Consider the following 22,046-nt stretch of genomic DNA (forward strand, 5'->3'; position numbering starts at 1 on the left):
GCGCATCTATATACCCTTTGGCCAGCCCCCCTCAAATCCCCATTTCTGAGATGCCAGCCCAACTACACTGGTCATGAAGCCTTGCTTCTCGCCATCGGAAGTTGAACGCAGCTCCCTCCGCACCGATGGTCGAAAAATCCGTCTTGCCCAACAAGACACAGCGAGAGGGGAGAAAGAAGGGGAAACCCAAGGCAACAAAGAAGCGCGGGCCGCATGGGCGCCAACCCATACGACCCGCTGACCACCAGCAACTCAAACCAGGAGTTGAAAATGGCTGACGCCAATAGTAAGACACGTCGCAGGAAGAACAAACCCGTCAACATGCAAAAGACGTTTGAACTGGTCCTGCGCAACTACCCGGATCTTCCCAAGCGTGGCTGGCCGTACCTGCCTTGGATGAAGGCGATCGATATCAATTTCAAGATCTTCGGATTCAAGCCGGGCGACCGCGTGTACCTCGACGTCAACGACGCCACCCGGCAGATCACGATCACGCCGGACAACGCCCAGCTGGCGCTGCGAGAGCAGCCGTATCACGATCCTGATCGGGGACCGTCGCCGCTATAACACCTGCAAGGGCTGCTTGATGCGGCTCTAGCGAGTGGAATGCAGGCGTTTCCAGAACGCGATTGACCGCCGGGGCGATACCGCCCTGGCCTACATCCACATCCACCGTCAACAAGTGTCACGACCACATGGACCGTGATGCCAAAACACGCCCGCCGAAATCGCGCTGTCCGCTTCCCGCATTCATGCGAAGATTCCCCATATCCCGAAATTCCGAGACCGCCGTGACCCGATCGACCCCCGAGGGCAGCCCGGAAGCGACCGCCCACTCACCCTGGATGCCTGTCGCCCTGGCCGAACTCGGCATCCGCCGTCACCCGCCGGGCAGCATCAACCCGCGGATCGTCGAGTACAACAACCAGACGAACCTGGTCGGCTACGACGACAAAATTTCCTGGTGCTCGTCCTTCGTGAACTGGTGCATGACACACGCCGGATTCCGCGGCACCGGCTCCGCACTCGCACGCTCATGGCTCGAATGGGGCCGCCCGTTGGAGCGCCCGGTCTACGGCTGCATCGCGATCCTGACCCGTGACGACCCGACAAGCTGGAAAGGGCACGTCGGCTTCTACCTCCGTCACGACACCGAACACGTGTACCTTTTCGGCGGCAACCAGCTGGAAGAAGTCCGCGAACTCGCATACCCGTTGAACGAAGTGATCGCCTATCGCTGGCCCTCCACCGCATGACCACGCAGCGGCAGCACACACAAAACGGCAAACGACACCTTTCCTGCCGCTGCTAATCTGTCGAACACACCGCATTGACCCACCCGGAGCCCGTCGGCGCGCGAACCCGTCGTCGCCGGCCTCCGCACCCACAAGGAGCAAGCAGTGCAAACCGGTAATCTCCGTCTCTACGCGGATGCGCAATACACGAGCCCATACGCGATGTCGGTCTTCGTCGCGCTCGAGGAAAAATCGCTGCCGTACGAACTGGTGACCGTCGATCTCGGCAACCGCGCGCATTTCGCGCCGGACTATGCGGCGACGTCGCTGACACAACGCGTGCCGACGCTCGTGCACGACGATTTCGCGCTGTCGGAATCGTCGGCGATTACCGAGTATCTTGACGAGACATTCCCGGGCACACGGATCTACCCGGCCGAGCCGCGCCAGCGTGCGCGGGCGCGTCAGGTGCAGGCGTGGCTGCGCAGCGACCTGATGCCGATCCGCTCGGAACGGTCGACCGAAGTGCTGTTCTACGGGCCGTCGAGCGAGCCGCTGTCGAGTCTCGCACAGGCCGCCGCGCAGAAGCTGTTCGCGGCTGCCGACAAGCTGCTCGCGCCGGGCGCGGCACACCTGTTCGGCGAGTGGAGCATTGCCGATGTCGATCTGGCGGTGATGCTGAACCGTCTGGTGCTGAATGACGATCCGGTGCCGCAGCGCCTCGCCGACTATGCGCGTGCGCAGTGGGAGCGGGCGTCGGTGCAGCGCTGGGTGAAGCTGAAGCGTCCGCCGCTGTAATTCGCAGAAGCAGGGGCGTGTCGGCGGCGCGGAGGAGTGCGCAGCGCGCCGGCACGTCGTACTACCCGCAGTCCGATACACACCGAAAATCGGCATGCCAGATTGGATCGGTTTTCTTCCTTCTCGACGAATTCACCCGAACCGCCATGAGCTATCTTCCCCAACTCGCCGCAGTCGGCGGCGTGATGTTGCTGGCGTGCGTCAGCCCCGGGCCCGACCTGATCGCCGTTTCGTCCCACGCGCTCGGCAATCGCCGTGCGGGCCTTCTGGCTGCATTGGGTATTGCGTCATCGCATGCGGTCTGGGCGGCGATGGCGATTTTCGGGCTCGGGCTGATCGTCGCGAAGCTCGCGTGGCTGTATGAGGCGATTCGCATCGCCGGCGCCGCGTATCTGATTTACCTCGGTATCAAGACGCTATCGGGCCTGCGTCAGTCCGCGCAACAGGCTGAATCCGCGAGTCAGCCCGTTGTGCGCGGCGGTGTGCACGCGTATCGAAAAGGGCTGCTGGTCGGGTTGACCAATCCGAAAGCCGCAGCGTTCTTCGGCAGTCTGTTCGTCACGCTGCTGCCTGCACACGCACCGGCGTGGGTGCATGGCGCGACGCTGGCCGTGGTCGTTGCCGTCTCGTTGACGTGGTTCTGCACGGTCGCCGTGCTGTTCTCGACGAACCGCGTGCAGACGGGCTACGCGAAACTGCGCAAGCCGATCGACGCGGTAATGGGGACCATCCTGTTGGGGCTCGGCGCGAAGCTGGCGCTGGATCGGTAAGCAAGGCAGCGATCGGCTGTGCTATCGGTTCAATCGTCATTTGGCCCGCGCCAGCTACCAGCCTGATCACTGCGATCCCGTTCGGGCACGCCGTCGCAAGCGCATCGTGAGTGTCGTCGTGGCTGGCGTTGTATCGCAGGCTTCGATAGTCGAGATGAAGCCGGCCGCCCGTTTGTTGTCGGCGGTTCGAAACGGCGAGCACACGGCCGGTGTTTGCGCGTGTCGACCACCGGCTCTCGAGATAAAGGCGAAACTGCTGCGGGTCGGTATGCGGGATCGGGAATGATTGGGGAATGTCTTCAATTTCACTCCCTGAGTAGCCCGGCGTTCGGAGGTGCAGAGTCGGGACACTGGTGTCCCCCCTCGATGCCTCCGGATAGCACGACCACATCAGATACCGACGCCGGTTACGCACGAAGAAGTACGGCACTTGCGTTCCCTGGACGCTGTAGAGCGCTTCGCTGAACAAGCGGCCTGCGCCCCTGATAACTCCCATCCCGGTTGCCGCCGAGTCTGGCGATGTCGCTGTGCGATCGGATTCGCCCGCCTTCCAAGCCGTGTCTCGTTCGCAAGGCCGGCCTCGTCGAGCGTGCGACCGGCAAGATGGCCCGGTGCTCAGACGGGAAACATTTCCTCGTCGGACAGGCGGCGCAGGTCGTGTCGCGGGCGACGTCACGAGTGCGAATCGAAAGGAAATCACAAGCCGGGCGCATGGGTGAAAGCCCGCTCACGAGTGCGTAATGCAGATTTACAAAGTCTGAGCGATGCAGCGTCAACAGTGGGTCGGGACGGGACGTTCACTACTGCAGCAACAATCCCTTTCACGACAAGACGGAAAAACTGCACTCATGAAACTCAAATCCATTCCCGTGATTCTGTGCGCCGCTTTGATGGCGAATGCCGCATTTGCCGATGAGCTTCACAACAAGGCGATGGCCGCCACGCACGATCTTCAGCGGTCCATCGAGGAAATGCACATCATCCAGCAGGAACACGGCGGCGAGTTCGGCGGCCACATGGCGCGTGCGGAGCAACTGGCTCGGCAAGCCGAGCAGGAGCGTGCCGCTGCGCTCGAGTACTACCGCGCACGGCATCCGGGCTGGCAGTAACCGCTGGCTGCAGCGCCCGACCACGACGTTAGGATGATCCATGATGAAATCGAAAACCTGTTACACCCTGGTCGCGTCACTGCTGCTGGGCGCATCGCTGTCCGGCTGCGTGGTGGCCCCGGCTGAACCGCCGGCTGTTGCCCCCGCTGGCGTCGTCTACGTTGCGCCGGTCGGCGTGATGCCGGCTCCCGGCTATTCGTGGCGCTATCACCCGCACTACGGGTGGGGATGGTGGCATCCGCACTACGGCTGGCATCGAGGCTGGCGCTGACGTGTGACGGCGCGCGGGACGTCCCGCGCATCGATCGCGGATGCGAGAGCAAGGCACGGGGAAGGCCCCTTTGCCTTGCTGTCCGGCATGCCCGATGGCGCATTTCCGCGATGGGGGAGTTGCGGGCACATTCGTGCGAAGATTGGCGCGGTGCGTGCGCGATCGCGCTCGCCGGCCCCATTCCTCTTCGCGCCATCAAATCAACATGGACCGCTTCGAAAGCATGTCGGTGTTCGTCGAGATCGTCGATACCGGCAGTCTGACCACCGCGGCCGAGCGGCTCGGCCTGTCGCCGAGCATGGTCGGCAAGCACCTGAACGCGCTCGAGGCGCGTCTTGGTGTGAAGCTGCTGCATCGCACGACGCGGCGCCACCATCTGACCGAGGCCGGCGCCCTTTACCTGGAGCGCTGTCGCGACATCCTCGATCGGGTCGAGACGGCAGACGACGCCGCGTCGGCGCTTGGAGGCGATCCAGCCGGCCACCTGCGCATCGCTGCACCGATCTCGTTCGGGGTGACGCAACTCGCACCAGCCGTTGCCGTCTTTCTCGCGCAGTATCCGCGTGTCGATATCGAGCTTGTGCTGACCGATGCGGCAGTCGATCCGGTCGGCGATGGCATTGATCTCGCGTTTCGCATCGGGCCGTTGGCCGATTCGTCGCTCGTCGCGCGGTCGTTGCCGTCGTACTACCGGATGGTCGTCTGCGCGTCGCCGGCGTATTTGTCCCGCCACGGCACGCCTGCTACACCGCAGGATCTGCTGAATCACGATTGCCTCGGCCATACGCGATGGGGGCCGCGTTATCGCTGGCGATTCGACGGGCCCGACGGGCCGATCGAAGTGCCGGTCACGTACCGGCTGCGCGTGGACAGCGGCCCTGCGCTACGCGAGGCCGCGCTGGCCGGCGGCGGCGTGATCCTGCAGCCGTTCGGCCTGGTCAAGGACGATCTCGATGCCGGCCGCCTGCGCGTGCTGCTGGCCGAGTACGAATCGGGCGGCCGCGATTTTTACCTGCTCTACGCGCGCGATACCGGTGCACCCGCCAAACTTCGCGCGTTCATTGCGTTCGCGCTCGATCATTTTGGGGTTCCGGAGTTGGCGTCTTGAGGCCGTCGGCGTCCGGCGAGGCGGCGAACACGTCGGCCACGACGCCTAGCGCGTTGTTCACGGCGGCACCACCCGCATAGAACATCGTCTGCAGGATCGTCTCGATGATCTGCTCACGCGTCGCGCCCGCGACCAGTGCAGCTTCGACGTGCGCGCGCAACTGCGGCAGCGCGTATCCGAGCGTCACGCAGCTGGCGATCACGACCAGCTCGCGTGTCGCGAGGTCGAGCCCGGGCCGGTCCAGCACGCCGGCGAACGCCCATTGCATCGTCATCGTCAGGAAATCCGGGCAGAGCGTTTCGCGCGACTCGGCGAGATCCTTGCCGCTATGCGCGCCGTGCAGGCGCTCGAACAACGCGAGACCGCGTGCATAGGTGTCGTCTCGGGGAAGAAGTGGCTGCGTCATCGTTGACCTCGTCGGGAAGCGCCGAAATGCCGGCGGACAGACGCAGTGTGGGGGGAGGCGGCGCGTTGAAAAACACCTGTCTGGTTGGATCATTTCCCACTGGGAGTGGGGAATTGGCCATCCGCCTGGAGTCGCGTTGCGAGCGATTCCCGGGGCCGGTCAGGCGTTTCGTGTTCAACACAGATGATGCTTCCAACGAGGCGGTATGCGTCACAAACCGGCAAATCTGCCGGCGAAGTCCGCAAAGTTGCTTGAGCGATTCGGCAGCGGTCTGACGCTGCCTTGATTTCGCGTACAGCAGGAATTTGCTAATTTCCCATTTGTACGGAGGGTTGGATGTCAGAAAAGTCAGTGCCGAAACGGCAATGCACGGACGAATTCAAGATCGAGACTGCCACGCTCGCCGAATCCGTCGGCCAGCACGAAGCTGCATGGTTCGGGCTACGTGCGCGCGACATCGTGGGCTTCCCATTCACTCAACTCACGGCGAACCTGTCGCCGGCGATCTTCCTGCTGTGGACCTGCGCGCGCACGCTCACCCATGCCATAGTCAGGCGTGAGCTTCGGGCCGCGCGAGCAAACTGGATCGGTTTCCCATGAATGAACGACTTCGCCTCAATCTGTCCGCCCTGCGGGCCCTCGAGACCGCCGAACGATGCCGGAGTTTCACTTTGGCCGCGAACGAACTGAGCCTGACGCATAGCGCCATCAGTCACCAGATTCGGCAGGTCGAGACCTTGCTCAATTTGTCCCTGTTCACGCGCAAGCAGGCGCAGATGATTCCAACGCCGACCTGCACGCGTCTCGCAGAGCGGGTGCGCAAGGGTTTGGCCGATATCGAGTTCGCGTTGCTGGAGGCCACGCACGCGGAGCAGCAGCAGCGACTGGTGCTCAAGCTGAGCGTGATGGCCGACTTCGCGACCGTCTGGCTCATTCCTGCACTCGACTTGTTTTACGACGAACATCCGAATCTCGACTTGTCGATTGCTGTCCGTCACACGCTGGAAGTGCCGGACGGTCACGAGTCGGATATCGGTATCTGGCACAAGAGTATCGAGCGTAACGGCTTCCAGTCGCGCAAGCTGTTCGACGATTCGGTGATCGCCGTATGCACGCCAGAATTTCGCGACAGGCAGATCGCCTTGAAAGGCTGGGATCTCGACCAAGGACCGCTGCTACGATTTTCCGGTCGATCGTGGCAGGAGTTTTTTCATGCCGCAGGTATCACCGACGCCACCCCGAAGTACGGCCCGATGTTCGACGATGCGGCATCGTTGCTCCATGCCGCGCTCGCCGGACAAGGGATTGCGATGCTGAGGGAGCGGTTGATAAGGGCATATCTGCGCGATGGAAAACTTGTGCAGGTCGGATCGACCCGAATACCCTCCAACCTCGCCTACTATTTCTGTTGGCGTGAGGACAACCCCAAACAGGCGGCCATCCTTCAGTTCGCGGCATGGTTGGAGGGGATGGTGGCGCGCATGAACTGAATCACGCGGGCCACGCGCGAGCACCTCGTCAGCGATGGGCGCGTGCGTTCGCGTCGTAGAAGCGAATATCTTCGCCTTCGCGCAGGTCGAGCACCTCGCAGCCGGTATCGGTGACTGCCACCACATGCTCCCAATAGACGGCCAGCGACTTGTCGGCGGTTTGGGCGGCCCGCGTCACGTTGTTCAAACGGATGCCTTCCCCCGATCCGGCACAGATGAACGGTTCGACCGTGATGACCATGCCCTTCTCGAGCACCCTTCCTTCGTTGACGGACGATTCGTAGTAGGGGATCAGCCAGCCATCCGCATGAACTTGGCCAGTCGAATGGCCCGTCCCGCTGGGTACGCGCAGCATGGAGAAGCCGAAGGATTCGACATAGGCCTGAACGCGCCGTGCGATGTCCTGGAGTTTTGCGCCAGGGCGAACCAGGCTGATGCCAAGGCACATGGCCTGATACCCGACGGACATCAGCAGGCGCGCCTCGGAGCTGGTCTCCTCGCCAACGATCCACATACGTTGCGTATCGCCGCACCATCCGTTCTTCTTGATGCTGACATCCACCCCGAACAAATCCCCCTTCTTCAGTGGCAGGTCGTTAGGCTCGCCACTGAAGGCGTTCTCGTTGTGGGCGATCGAAATACAGGCGTACTGGCTCGAGTCGTACCCGGAGAGGTCTTCCCGGTCGATTTCCGCGTGGTACTTGTTGACGATCAGGTCGTAGGCGATGTCGTTGATCTGACGCGAAGTCACGCCGGGCTGAATGTGCGGGGTGAGATCCTGCAGAACCTGTGCCGCGATGCGCCCGGCCACCCGCAGCATCGCGATCTCTTCGGGCGTCTTGATGGAAATCTTGTTGTAGTCGACGTTTTGCATCATGTTTCACCGAGTATGTTGAGGTTGAAAGCATGCTGCGATACTGGAGAGCGCAATTCCGGTGGCCGGTATCTGACCGAGACATCCAGAACGGATGCAATGGCTTCTCGTGCCGCAGCTTCGTGTCAATGCAGTACCGATTGCACTGTGTGAACCGAGTATGTTGCGGGCGGCACCATGAGTCCAACGACGAATATTCACGTTAGATGTGAACGGAATTTGACGCGAAACTGCTCAAGCCGATCGATGCGGCGATGGGGCCGATCCTGCTGGGGCTCGGCGCGAAGCTGGCGCTGGATCGGTAACTCGGGTTGGAGGTCGTGCTTCAGTATCGAACGTAAGCAACATACGGCTTCGTGACAATGCGCAGCAATATGCTTCAACGACAAAGCCGGCCTTGTGCCGGCTTTGCTGGTGTGTGCCGCCGCCGGCATTGGCCGGGCGATCCTTCCGAAGTAGGATCGGCATTACTTTGACGTTATGCGTGGGAGCGAGGATCGATGAAAAAAGTTGGTTTCGTTGCGATCGCCATGGCGATTTCCTGTCAAGGAAGGGCCGCTGCGCCGAACGAAGATCTGGTTAAAAGCTGCCTTCTTGCGCAGTCCGTCGCGCCAACAGTTGCGATCGAGGCCATCAATACGCATGAAGTTCTGCAGGAGGACAACTACGCAGGCGGCTTCGACGCAAGCTATCTCGTCAAACATGAAGGCACCGACGTCGGCTACGCGGAACGGAAGTCGACACCGGCATTGATCTACGCTGGAAAACTCTATCGGTTGTCCGCGGCCAGGCCCGTTGGAAAGAACGGCGGAATCAAGCCGGCCGCATTCAATCCGTCGCTCGCGGAGTGGAGCATCGCAAGAGAAGGCCGTCAGCGCTATCTCTGCGTGAGCTTTGATTTCGACGGGTTGGGGCGAAGCGGGTCGTTTCAGAACGTTCACGGCGGGTACCTCCTGAACGCACAAACCAAAGACTTGTACTTTGCTGCCCGTGACGTCAGGAAGTGAATCATCCTATCTCCACGACGAACACATCGTGCAGGGGTAGCGAAATCATTCGACGACCGACTAACCCTGCACAACCCGGCGCTCAATTCTCCGCCACAGCCTCCACTTCCGGCCCACCCGCCGTCTCATTCCTGCTCCACCCACCCCCAAGCGACCGGTACAACGCCACCGCCGCCAGCGCATGCTCGCGCTTGACCTGATTGAGCGAATCCGAATCCCGCAGATACACCTCCTGCGCCGACAGCACATCCAGAAAATCCGTCGCACCACCCTTGTAGAGCTGATTTGCCAACCCAAGCGCCTTGTCCGACGCAGAAAGCGCGCTACCCAGCTTCCGCGCAGCCTCATCCGAACTGACGAGATTCGCTCGCGAGTCTTCGACTTCCCGCAACGCTTGCAACATCGTCTGCCGTAACCCGAGTTCCGACTCGCGCATCCGGCTTTCGCTCTGCGAGATATCCGCGGTAATCCGCCCTGCGTTGAAGATCGGGCTCGTCGCACTCAACGCCGCGCTGAACAGGTTATCGGTCAACGTCGGCAACCCGAGATAAGACGCAGCGAGAATCCCGTCCGTCAGGTTCAACGAAAACTTCGGATACCGCTCGGCCTTCGCCACGCCCACTTGCGCCGCACGCCGTTCAACTTGAGCATAAGCCGTCAGCACGTCCGGCCGCCGCAACAGCGCCTGCGACGGCAGCGTTCCCGGCGCACCAACCGGCGGCGCCGGAATCTCCCCGGCCTGCGCCAACACGAGCCGATCGACCGATTCCGGCGTGCGCCCCGAGTACACGGCAATCAGATTGAGCTGATGCGAGATCTGCGCTTGCGTCGGCGGAATCCGCGCTTCGAGCGCATCGAGCTGGTTCTGCGCACGTGTGACGTCAAGCTCGGTGGACAGCCCGAACGCTTGCCGCTTGCGCGTGAGTTCGAGCGCATGCTGTCGAATCTTCGTGTTGTCCTGCAGGATCTTCAGTTCCTGCTGCGCCCAGCGCAGATCGACATACGCGGATGCCGCATCGGCCGCGAGCGCGAGCCGCATCGCATCTTCCGCATGCTTTTGCCCGACGAGTTCCGCCTGAGCGGCAAGCAAATCGAGCCGTTCGCCGCCGAACACATCGGGCGACCAGCTCAACGCGAGCCCCGCGCCAGCCTGCCGCACATACCCGAGCGGCGGCGGCGTATTCTGCCGCGCGTCGGCCGCATGCGCGGTCGCATCGAGTTCGGGCAGCAGCACCGCGCGTTTCTGCACGGTCAGCGCCTGCGCCTGCTTCACGCGTTCGGCCGCTGCCTGCAGATCGAGGTTGCCGTCGAGCACGGTCGCGATCAGCTTGTCGAGCACGGGGTCGTGGAATTGCGCCCACCATGCGACGGCGTCGATGTCCGCGCGCGGCACGTCGGTGTCCCACGCAGTGGGTGCGAGCGTCTGAACGGATTCGTTCAGCGCCGGATGCTGCGCGGGCTGCACTGCACACCCTGCGGCGAATGCACTGACAGCCAGCGCGAGAAGTAGCTTTTTCATGATGATGACCTTGGCCTCAGTGCGCGTCCGGCGGCGGCGCGTTCAACGTAATGGGTTTGGAAAACGCGACGGCAAGCAGCGCGACGACGAAGCACAGCGACAGCGCGTAATACGCATCGGCATAAGTGAGCGTCAGTGCTTCGCGATAAATCAGCCGATGCAGGTTCGCGAGCCCGGCCTGCGCGGTATTCAGCGTATTGCCGGCAACAGAGCCCCAGTACGCAGCTTGCCGATCGAGCAGCGACGCGATCTGCGGTTCCCCGGCGCTCACGTGCTCGTTCAAGCGCAGGTAGTGAGAATTCAGCCGGTCGTTGAGCATCGTCGCGCTCACCGCGATGCCGATCGCACCGCCGAGGTTGCGCATCAGGTTGAACAACCCGCTCGCCGATTTCAGCCGCGACTGCGGCAGCGAGCCGAGCGCCATCGTCACGATCGGCGGCACGCTGAATTGCTGGCCGATGCCGCGCAACGCCTGCGGCAGCAGCAGTTCCTGCCAGCCCCAGTCGTGCGTGATCGGCGTGTACAGGTAGCAGCCGAGGCCGAAACAGATCAACCCGAACACGAGCAGCGCCCGCATGCTGAAGTAGCGCGCGGCGAACGCATACGCACAGAGCGCGAGCAACTGGAACGCGCCGACCGACAGCAGCGCCATGCCAATTTGCAACGAGCTGAACGCACGCACCTGCGCGAGAAACAGCGGCGTGAGAAACACGGTCACGAAGATCCCGATGCCGGTCACGAACGACAGCAGGCTGCCGATTCCGAAGTTGCGCACGGCGAGGGCACGCAGGTCGACGATCGGATCGTCGGCGGTCAACGCATGCACGAGGAACAGGAAGCCGCAGATGCCGGAGATCCACGCGCAGATGACGATCGCATCGTCGCCGAACCAGTTCTTGCGCGGGCCTTCTTCGAGCACGTATTCGAGGCAGCCGAGGAAGCCCGACATCAGCACGATGCCGAGATAGTCGCCGCGCTTGATGAGGCTGAGATCGGGCTCGTCGATATGCACGTAACGCGGCACGAGCGCAGCCACCGCGATGCCCGGCACGAGGTTCAGGTAGAACAGCCAGTGCCACGACCATTGATCGGTGATCCAGCCGCCGATCACGGGCCCGATCGCCGGCGCGAGCGACGCGAGCGCGCCGATGGTCGTCGACGCGATCAGCCGCTGCTTGCCCGGAAACAGCACGAACGCGGTGGTGAACACGGTCGGGATCATCGCGGCGCCGAGCGCGCCCTGCAGCCCGCGAAACAGGATCATCGAGTTGATGTCCCACGCGAGCCCGCAGAGCATGCTGGTGATCGTGAAGCCGACGGCCGACGCGACGAACAGCCAGCGCGTCGACATCACCTTCGACAGCCAGCCCGACATCGGGATCACGATGATCTCGGCGATCAGGTAGGCGGTCTGCACCCACGACAGCTCGTCCTGGCTCGCGGAAAGCCCGCCGCCGATGTCGCGCAGCGACGATGCGACGATCTGGATGTCGAGCGTCGCCATGAAGAAGCCGACGCACATCAGCGCGAACGCGAACACGCGCTGTCTGGTCGGTTGCGACGCGGGGTCGCCGGAAAACGCGGTGGTCATCGTCGTCTCCCGCTCAGTTCGCGTGGTCGGTATGCACGGTCACGACCGCCGACAGGCCGGGGCGCAGCACGTGTTCGATACCGGGTTGCGGATCGAGATGCACGCGCACGGGCACGCGCTGGACGATCTTCGTGAAGTTGCCGGTCGCGTTCTCGGGCGGCAGCACGCTGAAGGTTGCGCCGGTCGCGGGCGCGACGCTGTCGACGCGGCCGTGCAGCCGCGTGCTCGACGCGTCGAGCGCGACGTCGACGCGATCGCCCGCGCGCATCTTGCGCAACTGGTCTTCCTTGAAGTTCGCGTCGATCCACAGCCCGGAGGCCGGCACGACCGTCAGCAGCGGCACGCCGACGTTCGCGAGCATCCCGACGCGGCCCGTGCGGTTGCCGACGTAACCGTCGACCGGCGAGCGGATCGTCGTGTATTCGACGTTGAGCGCCGCGACGCGCTGCGCGGCGAGCGCGGTGTTCACGCGGGCCTGTGCATCGGCGAGCTGCGCACCGAGCACGTCGAGCTGTCGCTTCGATGCGAGCAGTGCGGCGTCGCTGCGTTCGACGGCCGCACCGGCTTTCGAGTAATCGGCGTCCGCGCGCTCGACGATCTGGTTCGACACGGCGTCGGATTTGACGAGTTCGCGGTAGCGCACGCGGTCCGACGCGGCGCGCGTGAGTTCGGCCGACGATGCGTTCTTGTCCGCCGCGTGCTGGCCGATCACCGCGAATTGCAGTTGCTGCTTCGCTTCGAGTTCGGTCACGGCGGAGCGCGCGCTGTCGACTTCGGCGGTTGCCTGGGCGAGCTTCGCGTCGTAGTCGCGCGCATCGAGCTGCACGAGCACGTCGCCGGCTTTCACGCGCTGGTTGTCGGTCACGAGAATCCTGTCGACGAAGCCGTTGACCTTCGGCGCGAGCACCGTCACGTCGCCGCCGACATACGCATCGTCGGTGCTCTCCTGGAAGCGCAGCACGAACAGCCAGTCGAGCACGGCCGCGGCCACGACGACGACGGTGACGCCTACCGCGATGCGCATCCACGGCACGCGGCGCTGCTGCTTCGCGGGCCGCTCGGTTGTGGCTGCTTCGCGCGATGCGGCAGCGGCTTGGGTCGTTTCCATCGATTCACCTATGTATATGCACTTATCAAAACGATCGGCGACGTCGCGTCGATCGGGGAAGGGGCTAGCGTTCCGGCAGGTTGTGCGTGATCCGGAACAGTTCGTCTCTGAGGCGGGCCGCCTGCGTCGGCCCGAAGCGCCGCTCGAACGCTTCCTGCGCGGCGAGCCAGTGCACGTGCGCGTCGGCGACCTTCGTTTCGCCGTGCGCGGTCAGCGCGAAGGTCTGGCGGCGGTGCGGCGGTTCGATCCGGCCCATCACCAGCGCCGCGCCGACGAGCGGCTTGAGCGCGCGCAGCAGCGCGGTGCGTTCGATCACCAGTACGCTCGACAGTGCCACCATCGTCAGGCCCGGCCGGTCGCGCAGCAGCGCGAGAATGCTGTACTGCGACGGCGTCACGCCCGCCTGCGACAGATAGCGCTCGTAGAATTGCGAGATCCGGCGGGCGGCTTGCCGGACCGCAAAGCAATCGTCGTCGGTGAGGGTGATCTTGTGCATGTGCACATGTTAGGGCGCAGGCAGCCGCGAATCGATGGGCGGGGCAGGATCAGATTGGTGTCGTGGCTGTACCAATCGCCATCAGGCGGCCGCCGGGACGATCCAGCCTTCGCGGTCGCAATAGGCGGCCGTGTAGTCGATGAAGGCTTTCACTTTCGCGGGGAGCAGCACGCGGTTCGCGTAGGCGAGCTTGATTTCGACGAACGCGTCGACGAGGTCGGCATCCGCCAGCAACTGCACGAGCGCGCCCGACGCGAGTTCGGCCTGGACGAGCGCTTTCGGGACGACGCCGATGCCGAAGTCGTGCATCACCATTTCGCGGTTGAAGACGGGGCTGTTCGACGAGATGTCGAAGCGGAACGGCACGGTGAGCAGGTCGCCGTCGACGCGGAACGACAGCGCGGGCCGGCGCAGCGACGGCGTCAGCGGCACGAACGCATGATCCGCGAGGTCGGCCGGCGTTTCGGGGCGCGCATGTTCGCGCAGGTACGCGGGCGTCGCGACGATCACGACCGGAATGCGATCGACCAGCCGCACGACGGTCGATTCGCTCGTCAGCATGTACGGCACGACGATGCCGATGTCGTAGCCTTCGCCGACGAGATCGACCGGGCGCTCGGTGAGCGTGACGTCGAGGCGCACCTTCGGATGCGCGCTCTTGAAGCCGGCGATCAGCGGCACGAGCCGGTTCAGCGCGGCCGTCGTATGCGCGACGAGGCGCAGCAGGCCTTCAGGTTCGCGGGTGTGCGTCTGCGCTTCGACTTCGAGCGCATCGAGTTCGTCGAGCACGGCCGCGCAGCGTTCGTAGATGCGCTCGGCCGTTTCGGTCAGCGACACCTGGCGCGTGGTCCGGTGCAGCAGCCGGCTGCCGAAGCGCGCCTCCAGATCGGCGACCGCGCGCGACACGACGGGCCGCGCGAGGCCGTGCATGTCGGCGGCGCGCGTGAAGCTGCGCATCTCCACCACCGACCGGAAAATCCGCAGCTTGTCGATGTAGTCCATGTCCGTCTCCTTGACGCGCGGGCCGGCCGCCGGCCTCGGGTTACGGCGGAGTGTACATTGACTTTATGCATATGCACATATAAATTGCCGAACATGAACGACACCTCGATTGCCCAAGCGTGCCACTGCCTCGCGCTGCGTCAGGCGGCGCGCTTCGTCACGCAACTGTACGAACGCCATCTGGCCCCGGTCGGCGTCACGCCTGCGCAGTTCTCGATCATGGCGAACCTGACGTACCGGCCTGGCCTGTTGATGAGCGAACTCGCCGACAAGCTCGTGATGGACCGCACGACGCTGCTGCGCGCGCTGAAGCCGCTGCAGCGCGACGGTTTCGTCGAGACGGCCGCGTCCGAACACGATGCGCGTGCGCATGCGCTGCACCTGACGCAGCTCGGCGAGCGCACGTTCGCGCAAGCGAAGGTCGCGTGGCAGGCGGCGCAGAACGAATTTGAGACGCAGTTCGGCAGCGAGCGTGCGAAGGCGTTGCGCGGCGAGCTGTTCAACCTGACCGCTGAACGCTAGACGAACTGGAGCCGAATTCGAGCCATTGGTCATCGTGGTGGTCTCTCGTGATGGGAATTGGTCTTTAAACTGTCCGGATTGACGTCGATCTGGACAGTTTTTATTTCCAGTTGTAGAGTCCTCTGACGGATTTCACGGGCCGGCGCCGCCGCCCGAGTCACGAGGAGCAACCGATGCTGCAGTTGAGTGACCGCGACGACGCGATGTTGCGCGGGGATTTCGGCGATGGCGTCGCGCGCGCGATGCGGATCGTCGCGCGTACGGCGCAGGTGATGTCCGCGCCGCACCTGATCGACATTACGTCTGCCCATATCGACGGCTGTCTGTACCACGGCCAGACGAGCCTCGACTTCGTCGAGTATTTCGTCGACACCGGCGCGAAGGTCGCGGTGCCGACCACGCTGAACGTCGGGTCGCTCGACCTGATCCATCCCGAGCTGTACCACGGTGATCGCACGATCCAGCGCGATGCGCAGCGCCTGATGGACGCGCATCTGCAACTCGGCTGCGAATCGAGCTTCACGTGCGCGCCGTATCAACTGAAGAACCGTCCCGCGAAGGGCGAGCAGATCGCGTGGGCGGAATCGAATGCGATCGTGTTCGCGAACTCGGTGCTCGGCGCGCGCACGAGCCGGTACGGCGATTTTCTCGATCTGGCCGCCGCGATCACCGGGCGCGCACCGCATGCGGGGCTGCATGTCGAAGCGAACCGCGCGGCGCGGATCGTATTCAACGCGCCGGATTTCACCCGCCTGCCGTCGCGCGACATTTACTTCGCCGCGCTCGGCTTGGCTGTCGGCAAGATCGCGGGCGCGGTCGTGCCGGCGATCGTCGGGCTGCCGGCGGACACCACCGAAGACGAACTCAAGGCGCTCGGCGCGGCCGCCGCATCGAGCGGCGCCGTCGCGCTGTTCCATGCAGTGGGCGTGACGCCCGAGGCGCCGACGCTCGGCGCCGCGTTGCACGGGAAATCGGCGCAACGCACGGTCGACGTCACGATGGCCGATCTCGACGAGATTCGCCGCACGCTGAACCACGGCGCGGCGGGCGACGCACTCGTCGCGGTGGCGCTCGGCACGCCGCATTTCTCGCTCGCCGAATTCCGCACGCTCGACACGTTGCTCGACGCGTTCGACGGCAAGCCGGCCTGCGATTTCTACGTGAACACGAGCCGCTTCATCCTGTGGGAACTGGAGGAAGCCGGCCTCGCTGGCAAGTTCGCCGCGCGCGGCATCCAGATCGTCGTCGACACCTGCACGTACATCACGCCGGTGATGAAGCAACTGTCGGGGCTGGTGATGACCAACTCGGGGAAATGGGCGTCGTATGCGCCCGCGAACATCGGCGTGACGGTGGCATACGGCAGCATGCGCGAATGCGTGCGGTCGGCGTACGAAGGAAAGGTGCGATTCGATGACTGAAGCGACGGGCAAGCAATTGACGGGCGACACGCTCGTGCCGGGCAGCGCATGCGCACGCCCGTTCGTGCTCGACAAGCCGCTCAGCTTCTGGGGCGGCTACGACTCGGGCGCGGGCAGGATCGTCGATCGCGGCCATCCGCAGGCCGGGGCGAGCCTCGCCGGCAAGGTGATGGTGATGCCGCATGCGAAGGGCTCGAGTTCGAGCAGCAGCGTGCTCGCGGAAGCCGTGCGCAACGGCACGGGGCCGGTCGGGATCGTGCTGAAGGAACGCGACCTGATCATCTCGATCGGCGCGATCGTGGCCGCCGAGCTGTATGCGATCGCGGTGCCGGTGGTGTGCGTGAGCGACGACGTGTACGACGCGATCGTCGCCGCGACGGGCGATGTGCGGATCGAGGCGGGTGAGGGGGAGGGCGGCGCGCGGATTACCGTTGGTGGCTGATGAATCGCATGTGAGTGTTCCGCTTTACTCGCGTGCCGCGTCCGCAGCCGCTTCCCGGTACGCACTCGGTGTCTGCCCGGCCCAGCGCCGGAACGCGCGCGTGAAATTCGCCGGGTCGGTGAACTGCAAGCGCTCGGCGATCGTCTTCAAGTCCAGATCCGACGCGGCGAGCAACTGCTTCGCGTCGCGAAACCGTGCTTCGTCGAGCAACTGCCGATAGCTCGACCCGGCTTCCTCCAGCCGGCGCCGCAGCGTGCGCGTCGATACGAGCAAGGCATCGGCGAGCATTTCCGGCCCCGGGTATTCGCCTGCCGCGCGCGCCAGCTCCGCGCGCACGCGTTCGACGAGATCCCCTTCCTCCTGGCGCACCTGCGCATATTCGCGCTCGACCTGCACGAGTGCCTGCCGGTGCGCGACTTCGTCGGCGAGCGGCAGCGGCCAGTCGAGCACGTCGCGCGCGATCCACAGCGCGTTCGCCGTGCAGCCGAATTCGACCGGCGGCAACTGGTCGCGATAGCGCGCGAAATACGCAGGCTCCGGCCACGCGAACTGCAGCTTGATCGGCGGCGACGCGCGCCCGGCCCATTGCGAGATGTTCTGCGCGAGCCCCGTCAGCACGAATTCGAACATCACGTGATGCTGCAGCACGGGGCTTGCCTGCACGCCGTGCAGTTCGAGCGTCGCGCCGCGTTCGTCTTCCGCATAGGTCAGCCGGTACTGGCGATTGCGCATCCGGAAGTAGCGCTGCGTGACCGACAGCGCTTCGCGGATGTCCCGCGCGGTCAGCGTCGCGTAGCCGAGAAAGCCGTGCACGGTCGGTTTCAACAGCAGCCCGAACGCGAGCCCGATGCCCGGATCGCCGCCGATCTCGATCGCATTGAGCACGAGCCGCCCCCATTGCGACGGCGCGACGCGTGCGTCCGGTTCGGCCAGCACCGCATCGCGCAAGCCGGTGCCGGCGCGCACGGCGGCCAGGTCGACACCGCGTGCGCTCAGCGCCTGCAGCAGCAGGCGCGTATAGGCAACCGGAATCGTCGGCCGGCGCAGCCCGAGGCGGTCTTTGGCGAGAAGGGAGGTCATGTCGTTTTGGCCGGAAATGACAAGCATTATGGCTGTTTGCCCCCTCACGCTCAAGGCGGCGCGCGCCTACGATGGCAGGCATCGACTCTGGGCTGATTCATCATGACAACCTCCTTTCCCCACCTGCTCGCGCCGCTCGATCTCGGTTTCACGACGCTGAAGAACCGCGTGCTGATGGGCTCGATGCACACGGGCCTCGAAGACAGCCGCAAGACGCTGCCGCGCCTCGCCGAATATTTCGCCGAGCGCGCGCGTGGCGGCGTCGGCCTGATCGTGACGGGCGGCTTCGCGCCGAACGTGGCCGGCTGGACCAAGCCGTTCGGCGGCACGCTGATGACGTCGGCCGCCGCGCGCCGGCATCGCGAGATCACGGACGCCGTGCATGCGGAGGACGGCAAGATCGCGCTGCAGATCCTGCATACGGGCCGCTATGGTTATCACCCGTTCGCGGTTGCGCCGTCGAAGATCAAGTCGCCGATCTCGCCGTTCGCGCCGCATGAGCTGAGCGCGCGCGGCGTCGAGCGGCAGATCCGCGCGTTCGTGCGTTGCGCGAAGCTCGCGCGCGAAGCCGGTTACGACGGCGTCGAGATCATGGGCTCCGAGGGCTACCTGATCAACCAGTTCATCTCGATGCATACGAACAAGCGCACCGACCAGTGGGGCGGCTCGTACGAGAACCGCATTCGTCTGCCGATCGAGATCATCGAGCGCACGCGCGAAGCGGTCGGCCGCGATTTCATCCTGATCTACCGGCTGTCGATGCTCGACCTGATTCCGGACGGCAGCGACTGGAACGAAACCGTGCAGCTCGCGAAGGCCGTCGAGCGCGCGGGCGCGACGATCATCAACACGGGGATCGGCTGGCATGAGGCGCGTGTGCCGACGATCGCGACGTCGGTGCCGCGCGGTGCGTTCGCGTGGGTGACGAAGAAGATGAAGGGCGAGGTCGGCATTCCGCTCGTGACGACCAACCGGATCAACCGGCCGGAAGTGGCCGAGCAGATTCTCGCGGATGGCTGCGCGGACATGGTGTCGATGGCGCGCCCGCTGCTCGCGGATGCCGAATTCGTCGTCAAGGCCGCGCAAGGCCGCGCCGACGAGATCAACACCTGCATCGGCTGCAACCAGGCGTGTCTCGATCACGCGTTCAAGAACAAGATCGCGTCGTGCCTGCTGAATCCGCGCGCGTGCCACGAGACGGAGCTGAAATACACGCCCGTGCAGCAGCCGAAACGCATCGCGGTGGTCGGCGCGGGGCCGGCCGGGCTCGCATGCTCGACCGTGCTCGCGCAGCGTGGCCATCACGTCGACCTGTTCGACGGCGCAGCGGAGATCGGCGGCCAGTTCAACATGGCGAAGCAGGTGCCGGGCAAGGAAGAGTTTCATGAAGCGCTGAGCTACTTCGGCCGCCAGGTCGAGCTGACCGGCGTGAACCTGCACCTGAACCGCCGCGTCGATGCGAGCGACCTGATCGCGGGCGGTTACGACGAGATCGTGCTCGCAACGGGCGTCGCGCCGCGCGATCCGAAGATTCCGGGGCAGGACGGGCCGAACGTGCTCAGCTATATCGACGTGCTCGCGGGCAAGCAGCCGGTCGGACGGCGGGTCGCGGTGGTCGGCGCGGGCGGGATCGGCTTCGATGTCGCCGAGTATCTGGTGCAGGACGGCGAATCGCCGGCGCTCGATCTGGAAGAATGGAAGGCCGAGTGGGGCGTGACCGACCCGGCCGCGACGCGCGGCGGCGTGACGCGTGCGCAGGTCTCGGCGCCCGCGCGTGAAGTGACGCTGCTGCAGCGCAAGGCCGCGCCGCTCGGCAAGGGGCTCGGCAAGACGACCGGCTGGATTCACCGCGCGACGCTGAAGATGAAGCAGGTGAAGATGGTCGGTGGCGTGAACTACGAGCGGATCGACGCGCGCGGGTTGCACGTGTCGTACGGCGAGCAGCGCACCGACCACGAGCTGATCGAAGCCGACACGATCGTGCTCTGCACGGGGCAGGAGCCGCAGCGCGCATTGCTCGCGCCGCTGCAGGCGGCCGGGCGCTCGGTGCATCTGATCGGCGGCGCGGAACTGGCCGCCGAACTCGATGCGAAGCGCGCGATCGATCAGGGCTCACGGCTGGCGGCAAGGCTGTAACGGGCGACGGCTTTGACGGTCGCCTGGACGGACGTCGCGCGGCGGAGAGCCGCCTGCGCGACGGTTTGCGGCTGCCGTCCGGCGCGCCGATTTGCTGACGCAGGGCCGCCATGAACGGCAGCGCCGACCGCGTCACCACGCAACGTGGCGGCGCGGCTCCGGCAGATCGTGACCGCGAACGGTCATGACGCGTCAGGCCGCTTCGGCCCGTTCTTCCTCTTCCGCGTCGAGCATCGCCTTGACGATCAGGTAGATGGCCGGCAGGTCGTCATCGTCGCGGCGCCAGTCGACCGGTTCCTCGACGTCCGCGGCGACCAGCCGGCTGTCGCGCAGCCGGATGAACGCGTCGACGACGGCCGGATCGTTGCGGTTCAGGAAACCGGCATTCGAGAATGCCAGCTCTTCGACGTTCAGCAGCGCCTGCCAGCTCATCGTGCGGACGGCCGCAGGATGGGTGCGGCGCCGCAGGCCGAGCGCCCGTTGCGCGGGGCCGCCCGCGACACGCTGCAAATCGACGACCGCCCGCTGCGCGGCGCGCTCGAAGTGGACGGGATTGAAGCCGGGTTGCTCGGGATCGAATGCGGATGCCTGGAACATGGTCGCCTCACAAAAGTCCGTTCGTCTGTGGATGACGGAATTCGGGTCAAATGGTGCAAAAGCACTGTAAATATATACAGTGTTTGGCGGGGTTTCAAGCCCCGAATGAAGGATTTCGTGCCGCGGCGCTCGCAGCGGGCGGCCGTACCGATCCGGCGAACGGCTTACACCGCTGCCGCGATCGTCTCCCGCAGCCACCGATGCGCCGGATCGCGATGCACGCGCTCGTGCCACAGCATCGACATTTCATAGCCTGGCACCTCGACCGGCGCGTCCACCACCCGCAGCGCGGGCACGTCGCGCACCAGCCGCTCGGGCAGCATCGCGACGAGATCGGTGCTCGCAACGGCCGACATCACGAACAGGAAGTGCGGCACCGACAGCACGACGCGCCGCGCGGCGCCGACCTTCGCGAGCGCTTCGTCCGTCACGCCGAAGAAGCCGCCGCCGTCGGGCGACACGATCACGTGCTCGAGCGTGCCGAACTGCGCGAGCGTCGGGCGCCGTTTCAGCTTCGGATGCCCGGCGCGGCCGATCAGCACGTAGCGCTCGACGAACAGCGGCAGGCGCCGCATGCCGGGCGGCGAACCCTCGGTTGTATGGAACGCGAGGTCGATGCCGTTTCGTTCGGCATCCTGCTCGATGCGCGGCGGTACGAGTTCGACGACGGCGAGCCGCGTACCGGGCGCGGCCGAGCGCAGCGTATTCAGCGCGGGCAGCACGATCGTCGATTCGCCGTAGTCGGTCGCGGCCACGCGCCACGTGTCCGTCGCGGTCGCGGGATCGAACGGCGTGGCCGGAATCACCGCGCGTTCGACCGCTTCGAGCGCATCGCGTAACGGCGCGCGCAACGCTTCCGCGCGCGCGGTCGGCCGCATCCCGCGGGGCCCGGGCAACAGCAGCGGATCGCCGAACACGTCGCGCAGTTTCTGCAGCTGTACGCTGACCGACGGCTGCGACATGTTCAGCTTCTCGGCCGCGCGCGTGACGTTGTGCTCGGCGAGCAGCACGTCCAGCGTGACGAGCAGGTTCAGATCGAGCCGTCTGAGATTATTCATGGCTAT

Annotated in this window: 24 protein-coding genes; 14 read left to right on the top strand and 10 right to left on the bottom strand. The window is 64.8% G+C overall.

The window, feature by feature from the left end; all coding sequences use genetic code 11:
- Nucleotides 1-213 precede the first annotated feature (213 nt).
- The 7 genes from OHZ10_RS22805 (at nt 214) to OHZ10_RS22835 (ending at nt 5,291) form a co-directional block, all read left to right on the top strand.
- A complete protein-coding gene (locus OHZ10_RS22805; RefSeq protein WP_342705840.1) occupies nt 214-567 on the top strand; it encodes a hypothetical protein in 354 nt (117 codons plus the stop codon).
- Between the two features lie 278 nt (nt 568-845).
- Nucleotides 846-1,256, top strand: a complete 411-nt coding sequence (locus tag OHZ10_RS22810; RefSeq protein WP_059237421.1) for a TIGR02594 family protein — start codon at nt 846-848, stop codon at nt 1,254-1,256.
- A 144-nt stretch (nt 1,257-1,400) separates the two neighbouring features.
- On the top strand, nt 1,401-2,033 hold the full coding sequence (yfcF, locus tag OHZ10_RS22815; RefSeq protein ID WP_081051937.1) for a glutathione transferase: 633 nt from the start codon (nt 1,401-1,403) through the stop codon (nt 2,031-2,033).
- A 146-nt stretch (nt 2,034-2,179) separates the two neighbouring features.
- On the top strand, nt 2,180-2,803 hold the full coding sequence (locus OHZ10_RS22820; protein ID WP_174993094.1) for a LysE family transporter: 624 nt from the start codon (nt 2,180-2,182) through the stop codon (nt 2,801-2,803).
- A gap of 848 nt (nt 2,804-3,651) precedes the next feature.
- Nucleotides 3,652-3,912 (top strand): hypothetical protein, encoded by a 261-nt coding sequence (locus tag OHZ10_RS22825; protein WP_155627214.1) that lies wholly within the window; start codon nt 3,652-3,654, stop codon nt 3,910-3,912.
- Nucleotides 3,913-3,955: 43 nt separating this feature from the next.
- Nucleotides 3,956-4,183, top strand: coding sequence for a hypothetical protein (locus OHZ10_RS22830; RefSeq protein ID WP_011355943.1), 228 nt, complete (start codon nt 3,956-3,958; stop codon nt 4,181-4,183).
- Nucleotides 4,184-4,388: 205 nt separating this feature from the next.
- The gene (locus OHZ10_RS22835; protein ID WP_063805261.1) at nt 4,389-5,291 is read left to right on the top strand and encodes a LysR family transcriptional regulator; all 903 of its coding nucleotides are present in this window, start codon (nt 4,389-4,391) and stop codon (nt 5,289-5,291) included.
- On the opposite strand, the gene OHZ10_RS22840 is transcribed toward OHZ10_RS22835, so the two are convergent.
- Nucleotides 5,242-5,697, bottom strand: coding sequence for a carboxymuconolactone decarboxylase family protein (locus OHZ10_RS22840; protein WP_342705841.1), 456 nt, complete (start codon nt 5,695-5,697; stop codon nt 5,242-5,244). The two genes, OHZ10_RS22835 and OHZ10_RS22840, sit on opposite strands and share 50 nt — an antisense overlap.
- Nucleotides 5,698-6,033: 336 nt before the next feature.
- Here OHZ10_RS22840 and OHZ10_RS22845 point away from each other — a divergent pair, with 336 nt between their 5' ends.
- Both OHZ10_RS22845 and OHZ10_RS22850 read left to right on the top strand, forming a co-directional pair.
- Nucleotides 6,034-6,297 carry a hypothetical protein gene (locus tag OHZ10_RS22845; RefSeq protein ID WP_342706021.1) on the top strand — a complete coding sequence of 88 codons (264 nt, stop codon included), beginning with the start codon at nt 6,034-6,036 and terminating at the stop codon, nt 6,295-6,297.
- Nucleotides 6,294-7,187, top strand: a complete 894-nt coding sequence (locus OHZ10_RS22850) for a LysR substrate-binding domain-containing protein (RefSeq protein ID WP_059237416.1) — start codon at nt 6,294-6,296, stop codon at nt 7,185-7,187. Before OHZ10_RS22845 ends, OHZ10_RS22850 begins: the two co-directional genes overlap by 4 nt.
- 28 nt (nt 7,188-7,215) lie before the next feature.
- Here OHZ10_RS22850 and OHZ10_RS22855 read toward each other — a convergent pair whose 3' ends face one another.
- The gene (locus tag OHZ10_RS22855; protein ID WP_063805276.1) at nt 7,216-8,061 is read right to left on the bottom strand and encodes a M24 family metallopeptidase; all 846 of its coding nucleotides are present in this window, start codon (nt 8,059-8,061) and stop codon (nt 7,216-7,218) included.
- Nucleotides 8,062-8,561: 500 nt separating this feature from the next.
- Here OHZ10_RS22855 and OHZ10_RS22860 point away from each other — a divergent pair, with 500 nt between their 5' ends.
- Complete coding sequence (locus tag OHZ10_RS22860; RefSeq protein WP_174993098.1) at nt 8,562-9,068, top strand: hypothetical protein; 507 nt, start codon at nt 8,562-8,564, stop codon at nt 9,066-9,068.
- An 82-nt stretch (nt 9,069-9,150) separates the two neighbouring features.
- On the opposite strand, the gene OHZ10_RS22865 is transcribed toward OHZ10_RS22860, so the two are convergent.
- The 5 genes from OHZ10_RS22865 to OHZ10_RS22885 form a co-directional block, all read right to left on the bottom strand.
- Complete coding sequence (locus OHZ10_RS22865) at nt 9,151-10,587, bottom strand: efflux transporter outer membrane subunit (protein WP_342705842.1); 1,437 nt, start codon at nt 10,585-10,587, stop codon at nt 9,151-9,153.
- 16 nt (nt 10,588-10,603) lie between these two features.
- Entirely contained in the window at nt 10,604-12,178 is a 1,575-nt protein-coding gene (locus OHZ10_RS22870) for a DHA2 family efflux MFS transporter permease subunit (RefSeq protein ID WP_342705843.1), read from the bottom strand.
- 13 nt (nt 12,179-12,191) lie between these two features.
- Entirely contained in the window at nt 12,192-13,286 is a 1,095-nt protein-coding gene (locus tag OHZ10_RS22875; RefSeq protein WP_059237411.1) for an HlyD family secretion protein, read from the bottom strand.
- Nucleotides 13,287-13,350: 64 nt separating this feature from the next.
- The gene (locus OHZ10_RS22880) at nt 13,351-13,782 is read right to left on the bottom strand and encodes a MarR family winged helix-turn-helix transcriptional regulator (RefSeq protein WP_342705844.1); all 432 of its coding nucleotides are present in this window, start codon (nt 13,780-13,782) and stop codon (nt 13,351-13,353) included.
- An 81-nt stretch (nt 13,783-13,863) separates the two neighbouring features.
- Entirely contained in the window at nt 13,864-14,784 is a 921-nt protein-coding gene (locus tag OHZ10_RS22885) for a LysR family transcriptional regulator (RefSeq protein WP_342705845.1), read from the bottom strand.
- 93 nt (nt 14,785-14,877) lie between these two features.
- Between OHZ10_RS22885 and OHZ10_RS22890 the strand changes: the two genes are divergently transcribed.
- The 3 genes from OHZ10_RS22890 to OHZ10_RS22900 all read left to right on the top strand — a co-directional run bounded on the left by OHZ10_RS22890 (nt 14,878) and on the right by OHZ10_RS22900 (nt 17,169).
- Nucleotides 14,878-15,306 carry a MarR family winged helix-turn-helix transcriptional regulator gene (locus tag OHZ10_RS22890; protein ID WP_059237408.1) on the top strand — a complete coding sequence of 143 codons (429 nt, stop codon included), beginning with the start codon at nt 14,878-14,880 and terminating at the stop codon, nt 15,304-15,306.
- Nucleotides 15,307-15,479: 173 nt separating this feature from the next.
- Nucleotides 15,480-16,727, top strand: coding sequence for an aconitase X (locus tag OHZ10_RS22895; protein WP_342705846.1), 1,248 nt, complete (start codon nt 15,480-15,482; stop codon nt 16,725-16,727).
- Nucleotides 16,720-17,169: an aconitase X swivel domain-containing protein gene (locus tag OHZ10_RS22900; protein WP_059237406.1), complete on the top strand. Its 450-nt coding sequence runs from the start codon at nt 16,720-16,722 to the stop codon at nt 17,167-17,169. Before OHZ10_RS22895 ends, OHZ10_RS22900 begins: the two co-directional genes overlap by 8 nt.
- Nucleotides 17,170-17,193: 24 nt before the next feature.
- Here OHZ10_RS22900 and OHZ10_RS22905 read toward each other — a convergent pair whose 3' ends face one another.
- Entirely contained in the window at nt 17,194-18,276 is a 1,083-nt protein-coding gene (locus OHZ10_RS22905) for an AraC family transcriptional regulator (RefSeq protein WP_342705847.1), read from the bottom strand.
- 75 nt (nt 18,277-18,351) lie between these two features.
- Between OHZ10_RS22905 and OHZ10_RS22910 the strand changes: the two genes are divergently transcribed.
- Nucleotides 18,352-20,385 carry an NADPH-dependent 2,4-dienoyl-CoA reductase gene (locus tag OHZ10_RS22910; protein ID WP_059237404.1) on the top strand — a complete coding sequence of 678 codons (2,034 nt, stop codon included), beginning with the start codon at nt 18,352-18,354 and terminating at the stop codon, nt 20,383-20,385.
- A gap of 192 nt (nt 20,386-20,577) precedes the next feature.
- On the opposite strand, the gene OHZ10_RS22915 is transcribed toward OHZ10_RS22910, so the two are convergent.
- Together OHZ10_RS22915 and OHZ10_RS22920 are read right to left on the bottom strand one after the other, a co-directional pair.
- Nucleotides 20,578-20,982 (bottom strand): DUF2471 family protein, encoded by a 405-nt coding sequence (locus tag OHZ10_RS22915; RefSeq protein ID WP_059237403.1) that lies wholly within the window; start codon nt 20,980-20,982, stop codon nt 20,578-20,580.
- Between the two features lie 164 nt (nt 20,983-21,146).
- Nucleotides 21,147-22,040, bottom strand: coding sequence for a LysR family transcriptional regulator (locus OHZ10_RS22920; RefSeq protein ID WP_059237402.1), 894 nt, complete (start codon nt 22,038-22,040; stop codon nt 21,147-21,149).
- Nucleotides 22,041-22,046 lie beyond the last annotated feature (6 nt).

Source organism: Burkholderia arboris, assembly GCF_038723655.1.
In the GTDB taxonomy this organism is placed as follows: Bacteria; Pseudomonadota; Gammaproteobacteria; order Burkholderiales; family Burkholderiaceae; genus Burkholderia; species Burkholderia arboris.

Bases quoted from the DNA above. Each gene is read 5' to 3' on its own strand.
- OHZ10_RS22825 (WP_155627214.1), top strand. From the start codon at position 3,652: ATGAAACTCAAATCCATTCCCGTGATTCTGTGCGCCGCTTTGATGGCG.
- OHZ10_RS22890 (WP_059237408.1), top strand. From the start codon at position 14,878: ATGAACGACACCTCGATTGCCCAAGCGTGCCACTGCCTCGCGCTGCGT.
- OHZ10_RS22820 (WP_174993094.1), top strand. From the start codon at position 2,180: ATGAGCTATCTTCCCCAACTCGCCGCAGTCGGCGGCGTGATGTTGCTG.
- OHZ10_RS22910 (WP_059237404.1), top strand. From the start codon at position 18,352: ATGACAACCTCCTTTCCCCACCTGCTCGCGCCGCTCGATCTCGGTTTC.
- OHZ10_RS22915 (WP_059237403.1), bottom strand. From the start codon at position 20,982: ATGTTCCAGGCATCCGCATTCGATCCCGAGCAACCCGGCTTCAATCCC.
- OHZ10_RS22905 (WP_342705847.1), bottom strand. From the start codon at position 18,276: ATGCTTGTCATTTCCGGCCAAAACGACATGACCTCCCTTCTCGCCAAA.
- OHZ10_RS22840 (WP_342705841.1), bottom strand. From the start codon at position 5,697: ATGACGCAGCCACTTCTTCCCCGAGACGACACCTATGCACGCGGTCTC.
- OHZ10_RS22885 (WP_342705845.1), bottom strand. From the start codon at position 14,784: ATGGACTACATCGACAAGCTGCGGATTTTCCGGTCGGTGGTGGAGATG.
- OHZ10_RS22845 (WP_342706021.1), top strand. From the start codon at position 6,034: ATGTCAGAAAAGTCAGTGCCGAAACGGCAATGCACGGACGAATTCAAG.
- OHZ10_RS22810 (WP_059237421.1), top strand. From the start codon at position 846: ATGCCTGTCGCCCTGGCCGAACTCGGCATCCGCCGTCACCCGCCGGGC.
- OHZ10_RS22830 (WP_011355943.1), top strand. From the start codon at position 3,956: ATGAAATCGAAAACCTGTTACACCCTGGTCGCGTCACTGCTGCTGGGC.
- OHZ10_RS22920 (WP_059237402.1), bottom strand. From the start codon at position 22,040: ATGAATAATCTCAGACGGCTCGATCTGAACCTGCTCGTCACGCTGGAC.
- OHZ10_RS22880 (WP_342705844.1), bottom strand. From the start codon at position 13,782: ATGCACAAGATCACCCTCACCGACGACGATTGCTTTGCGGTCCGGCAA.
- OHZ10_RS22895 (WP_342705846.1), top strand. From the start codon at position 15,480: ATGCTGCAGTTGAGTGACCGCGACGACGCGATGTTGCGCGGGGATTTC.
- OHZ10_RS22850 (WP_059237416.1), top strand. From the start codon at position 6,294: ATGAATGAACGACTTCGCCTCAATCTGTCCGCCCTGCGGGCCCTCGAG.
- OHZ10_RS22875 (WP_059237411.1), bottom strand. From the start codon at position 13,286: ATGGAAACGACCCAAGCCGCTGCCGCATCGCGCGAAGCAGCCACAACC.
- OHZ10_RS22870 (WP_342705843.1), bottom strand. From the start codon at position 12,178: ATGACCACCGCGTTTTCCGGCGACCCCGCGTCGCAACCGACCAGACAG.
- OHZ10_RS22860 (WP_174993098.1), top strand. From the start codon at position 8,562: ATGAAAAAAGTTGGTTTCGTTGCGATCGCCATGGCGATTTCCTGTCAA.
- OHZ10_RS22900 (WP_059237406.1), top strand. From the start codon at position 16,720: ATGACTGAAGCGACGGGCAAGCAATTGACGGGCGACACGCTCGTGCCG.
- OHZ10_RS22865 (WP_342705842.1), bottom strand. From the start codon at position 10,587: ATGAAAAAGCTACTTCTCGCGCTGGCTGTCAGTGCATTCGCCGCAGGG.
- OHZ10_RS22835 (WP_063805261.1), top strand. From the start codon at position 4,389: ATGGACCGCTTCGAAAGCATGTCGGTGTTCGTCGAGATCGTCGATACC.
- OHZ10_RS22805 (WP_342705840.1), top strand. From the start codon at position 214: ATGGGCGCCAACCCATACGACCCGCTGACCACCAGCAACTCAAACCAG.
- OHZ10_RS22855 (WP_063805276.1), bottom strand. From the start codon at position 8,061: ATGCAAAACGTCGACTACAACAAGATTTCCATCAAGACGCCCGAAGAG.